Annotated in this window: 2 protein-coding genes and 1 pseudogene; 2 read left to right on the forward strand and 1 reads right to left on the reverse strand. The window is 39.6% G+C overall.

Annotated elements, in window-relative coordinates:
- The coding region (locus ACKTSC_RS13400; protein ID WP_407857831.1) for a primase C-terminal domain-containing protein at positions 1-627 on the forward strand (627 nt) is incomplete at its 5' end.
- A 135-nt stretch (positions 628-762) separates the two neighbouring features.
- The gene (locus ACKTSC_RS13405) at positions 763-1,050 is read left to right on the forward strand and encodes a PrgN protein (RefSeq protein WP_012481689.1); all 288 of its coding nucleotides are present in this window, start codon (positions 763-765) and stop codon (positions 1,048-1,050) included.
- Positions 1,051-1,105: 55 nt separating this feature from the next.
- Here ACKTSC_RS13405 and ACKTSC_RS13410 read toward each other — a convergent pair.
- Positions 1,106-1,303 (reverse strand): annotated as a pseudogene (locus tag ACKTSC_RS13410) (IS6 family transposase); the annotation flags it as partial.

Here is a 1,303-nt window from a genome sequence, read left to right on the forward strand (position 1 = left end):
TGTGAATTGACGATGTTAGAATTCAATGACCGCTTGGCTAACCCTTTATCTGATCGAGAATTAACCAGAATCATTCGTTCCGCTTACTCCGGAAAATATCAAGCAGCGCACAGAGAAAAAATTGTCCTATTATGCCAAGAGTGGGTCGATGCCAATCTTTCTGAAGAGCAGCTATTCAACAAAAAACGGGGTTGGTGGAAATTCAAGAAAGAAAGAGCTGTTCGCAAGTATTCACATAGTCATGAATGGGCAGAAGATCTACTGTCCTATTTGAATGAGCAATCCTATGAAGAACAACCATACATTATTTCTACAAAAAAAGAGTTAACTGAACGTTTAAAGATCCCAAAACGTTCCCTGGACAAAGTACTGAAGCAGTTAAGAGAAGAGAACAAAATTCATTTTCGTGTTCGTGCTGGTCGTAATGGGGGTATTATGTTAGCTTCGATACATGGATTGATGCGCTCCGTTATCCGGCTAAAAAAAGAAAGCCGGGGGGCTTATTTCGCTGCGATCTCAGAAGCTTTTGGAAAAGAATACACGTTTATCCAGACAGCACTGAAACGCTTGATAGATCCCAATAAGATCGGCGTGCAAACAGATCTGTTCATGATCGATACAGGCTGAAATTAAAAGGTGCAAATTGCCTATTACATTATATCTATGATACGTTCTTCTTTTTCTCCGCCTTGGTTGCTGGTCTTAAGAAAGAGTAGTATTATTATCGCAAACGTAATAATATGGGGGGAGGTCTTTCTGACTATGAGTATCAATACCTTTGTATATCCCTACCCGATCAATGTGTTTATTATTTCGCGGTTAGGTATGACAGTAGAACAATTTTGTGAGTTGCATGGCTATAAGCAGAGTACAGTAGCAAGCTGGGTAACAAGAAACCGTACCGTAAAGACGTTGCCTTGTGATTTTTTGTATTGTCTTAGTCTTTCTTCAGGCTGGTCGATGGATGATGTTTATCGTCATTTATTGGTGTTGGAGGAGAGGTTTTTAAAGAGTATTGATCCCAAGAAGAAGAAAGAGCAGGTGGATTGATGGTTCTGTTGCGAAGTTTGAAAATCAAACGCGCCCTCTCTGAACTCCAAATATCTTAGGCTGTTATTCCCATTAATACCTTGATTTCAGTAGACACCGAAAAGCCGAAGAGCGTTCCATTTCTTTGGTTCTTTTTATATATTCCTCGAATGGTCTCCATGCCCTTAATCGTGGAAGAGGCTGTACGGAGACTTTGATAAAATTTATTTCGTCGTTTAATAGGTCGATGGTCTTGTTCTATTAAATTGTTAAG

Origin of the sequence: Enterococcus hailinensis, assembly GCF_045862035.1 — a bacterium.
Classification (GTDB): domain Bacteria; phylum Bacillota; class Bacilli; order Lactobacillales; family Enterococcaceae; genus Enterococcus_A; species Enterococcus_A hailinensis.